Source organism: Vibrio sp. 1978, from assembly GCF_033344345.1.
Genome location: NZ_JAWPOP010000061.1, coordinates 1 through 3,800, shown reverse-complemented (window position 1 = coordinate 3,800; position 3,800 = coordinate 1). Strand labels below are relative to the sequence as shown.

Here is a 3,800-nt window from a genome sequence, read left to right as displayed (position 1 = left end):
AAGTTGAACTGCTCCTGTGGATGTGGGAGCAACAAAGTGAGCCAATCAGCATTAGACCAGCTGCAGAAGGTTCGTGATGAGTTTGGTAAGGCTATGGTCGTTCGCTCTGGATATCGATGTGAAAAGCATCCGAGTGAAGCCGGTAAAGAAAAGCCCGGGCAACACTTCAACGGCGTGGCCTTTGATATCGCTTGCAATAACGGTTTTGATCGCCTTCGTCTTGTAGAGATTGCTCGCAAGCATGGCGCGAAAGGAGTTGGGATTGCAAAAACCTTTGTTCATCTGGATTGGCGGGAAGGGTTACCCGTAATGTGGACTTACTAACAAGCGACCAGAACGGTCGCTTTTTTAATGGAGAAAGGAAATGAAAAAACTGTATGAGTTTACGGTCGCAGTGGTGGCTCTGCTGTTTGCGTCTGTCGCTCTGGCGAGTTCGGGAATGATGGAGCCCGACACACCAGCCTGGGCGGTAGCTGCGTTTGGCTTTGTCGCAACAGTAGTCGGAGTTGTTGCTCAGATTGATGCGCAAGTGCCTGAAGAGTTCAAACGAAAGTGGCCGTGGTGGCTACGCTGGGTTTGGAATACAGCAGCTGGCAACTATAAGCACTCACAGAATATCGGAAGTTAGTTGTGGGCTGGGCATCGTCGGTCCCGATTATTGGGACGCTAATCCTTAAAGCCATTGAGGTTTGGGAGCGTCTTCAACGTGCCAAGCAAATTGAGCATCAGGAGCAAGAGTATGAAGATATCAAGCAAGATGCTAAAAGCCGCCATGCTCAGCGGTTTGGTCCTAGTAGTGGGCGGATGCGCGACAAGCCGTGATGTGTTTGTTCCTCCATGCAAGCCAGCAGCTCCTGTTCTTGAGTGGTACGAGCCTGACCAAGGTGGGATTTATTACCCGGAGCGCAGCGTCACTAACCTGATGTTGTACATCGAGCAGCTCAATGACTGCATTGACTACTACCAAGTTAATCCTGGTTAGTTCAACTATCCGGTAATTCCGGATAGTTGCCGAGTGTTCTTACTGGCTGCACTTGTTATCAGTTAAGCCAGCATGTGATTGCGACGAATCCCGCATGCATCCGATAGGAAGGGATAAGGATCGGTTAGCGCCCGATAGTGCATAAGTAGCTAACGATGATGAGATAGGCCACTGGCTGCCTTAAAGCCAGCTCTAACACCGCCAACGGCAACGTTTTGCTAGTGACTTGTGACGTCGTCGAGCGTCGCCAGGCTTCGGCCATTGAACAGCAGTGCCCACGGCGGTGACCCTTTAAATATCCTTTGTGTATTTAGTGAGTATTCAAAGGATATTTGATTATGCCTCCACGTACCCCTAAGCCTTGTCGTCATCCACATTGCGGTCGGCTGACTAATGACAAGAGTGGTTACTGTGATAAGCACCGCAACACTGGTTGGGAAGTTCATCAAGCGGGCCGCAACCGACATCAGCGTGGTTATGGCAGCGAGTGGGATAAGAAGCGCCGCATCATTCTTAAGCGAGATAAGTATCTATGCCAAGAGTGTTTGCGTGGTGGTCGAGCCGTTCCCGCCAAAGATGTTGACCATATCAAGTCTAAGGAACATGGCGGAACAGATGAAGACAGCAACCTGGAGGCACTATGTCGTGCATGTCACAAGGCAAAAACTGCACGGGAACGCATGAAACCACGACAATAAAACGCAAAGAAGTGATCGTTTGTCAGATCAAATTGGCGTTTTGGGTACCGATTTATTTAAAAACCTTGGTGCTGTTATGTTGGTTGTTTGGTACCTACCCAGATCCTGTCAGAGTCACTCAGACGATAACAAAAGGTACTAAGGTGATAACACCTCGAACCAATAAGGTAAAAGGTATCACAGCGATATTAGGTCGCTTGTTATTACCGTTCTCACACATAGAGGGGCGGGGTAAATCTCTGTAGCCTTTTCGATGGGGACCGCAGCCTCAGACAAATTTTTATACGCAATAAATAAGGATCTTTTTTTGACGCGCGAGATCACACATTTTCGCGGTTGAGTTTTGAGAGGAAATTGTATGGCACGAGCAGCTGGAGGTGGTCGCAAAGGAGGCAAAAGCACTTTGCCATCTGCACCTGCCCACGAAGCATTGATAAGAATCGATCCGCCGGAAGAGTTACGTGATGACAACGCGCTGGCGATTTGGCAGACACAAAGCCGTGTACTGATGGACAGGAAAATTCTGACTATCGACCATGGACCTTTGTTGTTGGCTTATTGCAACAGCTTCTCTTTGTACCTTCAAGCTGAGTTGGAAGTCTCTCGAGAAGGGCTGACCGTTGATACACCGATGGGAGGACAAAAGAAAAACCCTAGCGTGAATGTTCGCCAGGATGCGTTGGCGAGTATGGTTCGTATTGGCAGTTTACTTGGACTAGACCCGTTATCCATTCGACGGATGACTGGTGGGGGCAGCGGTAGCAAGGACAGCGACGAAAACGAATTCGACGAATTCTTACCAGCGAGATAAGTATGGCTAAGTATCCGAACGTAAACGCCGCCGCGAAGTACGCGCGTGACGTGGTCAGCGGTCGGATCGTAGCTTGTAAGTATGTTATCCAGGCATGTCAGCGACATTTGGATGATCTCGAAAAGAGCAAAAGCAAAGCCTATCCGTACCGGTTTAACAAAGACAAAGCCGAAGGGGTTTGTCGTTTTATTCAGTTGCTTCCACACACGAAAGGTAAATGGGCAAAGAAACCCCTCAAAGAACGCCGCATCAGTCTGGAACCGTGGCAGTTGTTTATCCACGCGGTTCTCTATGGTTGGGAGCGAAAGAAAGACAAGCATCGTCGGTTTAGAGTGGCTTACGTTGAGGTGCCACGAAAGAACGGCAAAAGCATCATTGCGGCAGGAAACGGACTGTGGATGTTCGCACCCGACAATGAGTATGGCGCTGAGGTTTACTGTGGCGCAACCACAGAGAAGCAGGCCTGGGAGGTGTTTAAGCCTGCTAAGAAAATGGCTGAAGCTCTGCCGAACCTGCGTCGCTCATTCATGATTGACGTCATGGCCAAGAAGATGGAACGGCCAGACGGCAGCATCTTTGAACCAGTGATAGGTGACCCGGGTGATGGTTCCAGTCCTCATTGTGCGATAGTCGATGAGTATCACGAGCATGATGGTCCTGAACTGTACGACACCATGTCGACAGGGATGGGTGCTCGCGAACAGCCGTTAATCTTTGTGATCACAACATCGGGTTACAACATCGCGGGTCCTTGCAAAGACTTGCATGATGACTTGGTCAAAATCTTAGAAGGTACCACTGACGACGATGAAGTCTTTGGCATCATCTACACGATTGATGAAGGCGATGATTGGACTGACCCAGCAGTACTGGCCAAAGCCAACCCAAACTTGGGGATCTCCGTGGATGAGGATTGGCTCAGAAGTCAGCAGTTGCGCGCGATCCGCAATCCTCGATATGCCAATACCTTCAAAACCAAGCACCTTAACCAGTGGGTTTCGGCCTCAAGCGCATTTTTCAACATGGAGGATTGGAAGGCCGCTGAAGATACCAGTCTGATGATTGACGATTTCCACGACAGCTCATGTTGGTTGTCACTGGATTTGGCATCGAAAATCGATATCTGTAGCCAGGTGATGCTGTTTACACGTAAGGATGAGCGAGGCCAACTGCATTTTTACATCTTCTCAAAGCACTACTTACCAGAAGAAACTGTGTTCGACCCAGACACTAAAAACCGCAAGGTCTACCAGAAGTGGGTGGCGACACCATGGTTGAACAGTGGTGGCAGTGCATTGATTTCAACGGA

Annotated in this window: 6 protein-coding genes; all 6 read left to right on the top strand. The window is 49.3% G+C overall.

Annotated elements, in window-relative coordinates; all coding sequences use genetic code 11:
- The coding region (locus R8N49_RS24295; protein WP_318190125.1) for a D-Ala-D-Ala carboxypeptidase family metallohydrolase at nt 1–324 on the top strand (324 nt) is incomplete at its 5' end.
- A gap of 40 nt (nt 325–364) precedes the next feature.
- Entirely contained in the window at nt 365–628 is a 264-nt protein-coding gene (locus tag R8N49_RS24290; protein WP_065274634.1) for a hypothetical protein, read from the top strand.
- 111 nt (nt 629–739) lie between these two features.
- Nucleotides 740–982 (top strand): hypothetical protein, encoded by a 243-nt coding sequence (locus tag R8N49_RS24285; RefSeq protein WP_065274633.1) that lies wholly within the window; start codon nt 740–742, stop codon nt 980–982.
- A 338-nt stretch (nt 983–1,320) separates the two neighbouring features.
- Nucleotides 1,321–1,680: an HNH endonuclease signature motif containing protein gene (locus R8N49_RS24280; protein WP_318190124.1), complete on the top strand. Its 360-nt coding sequence runs from the start codon at nt 1,321–1,323 to the stop codon at nt 1,678–1,680.
- Nucleotides 1,681–2,038: 358 nt separating this feature from the next.
- Nucleotides 2,039–2,491 (top strand): phage terminase small subunit P27 family, encoded by a 453-nt coding sequence (locus R8N49_RS24275; RefSeq protein WP_318190123.1) that lies wholly within the window; start codon nt 2,039–2,041, stop codon nt 2,489–2,491.
- Between the two features lie 2 nt (nt 2,492–2,493).
- Nucleotides 2,494–3,800, top strand: a 1,307-nt coding sequence (locus R8N49_RS24270) for a terminase large subunit (RefSeq protein ID WP_318190122.1), incomplete at its 3' end; no start/stop codon positions are given.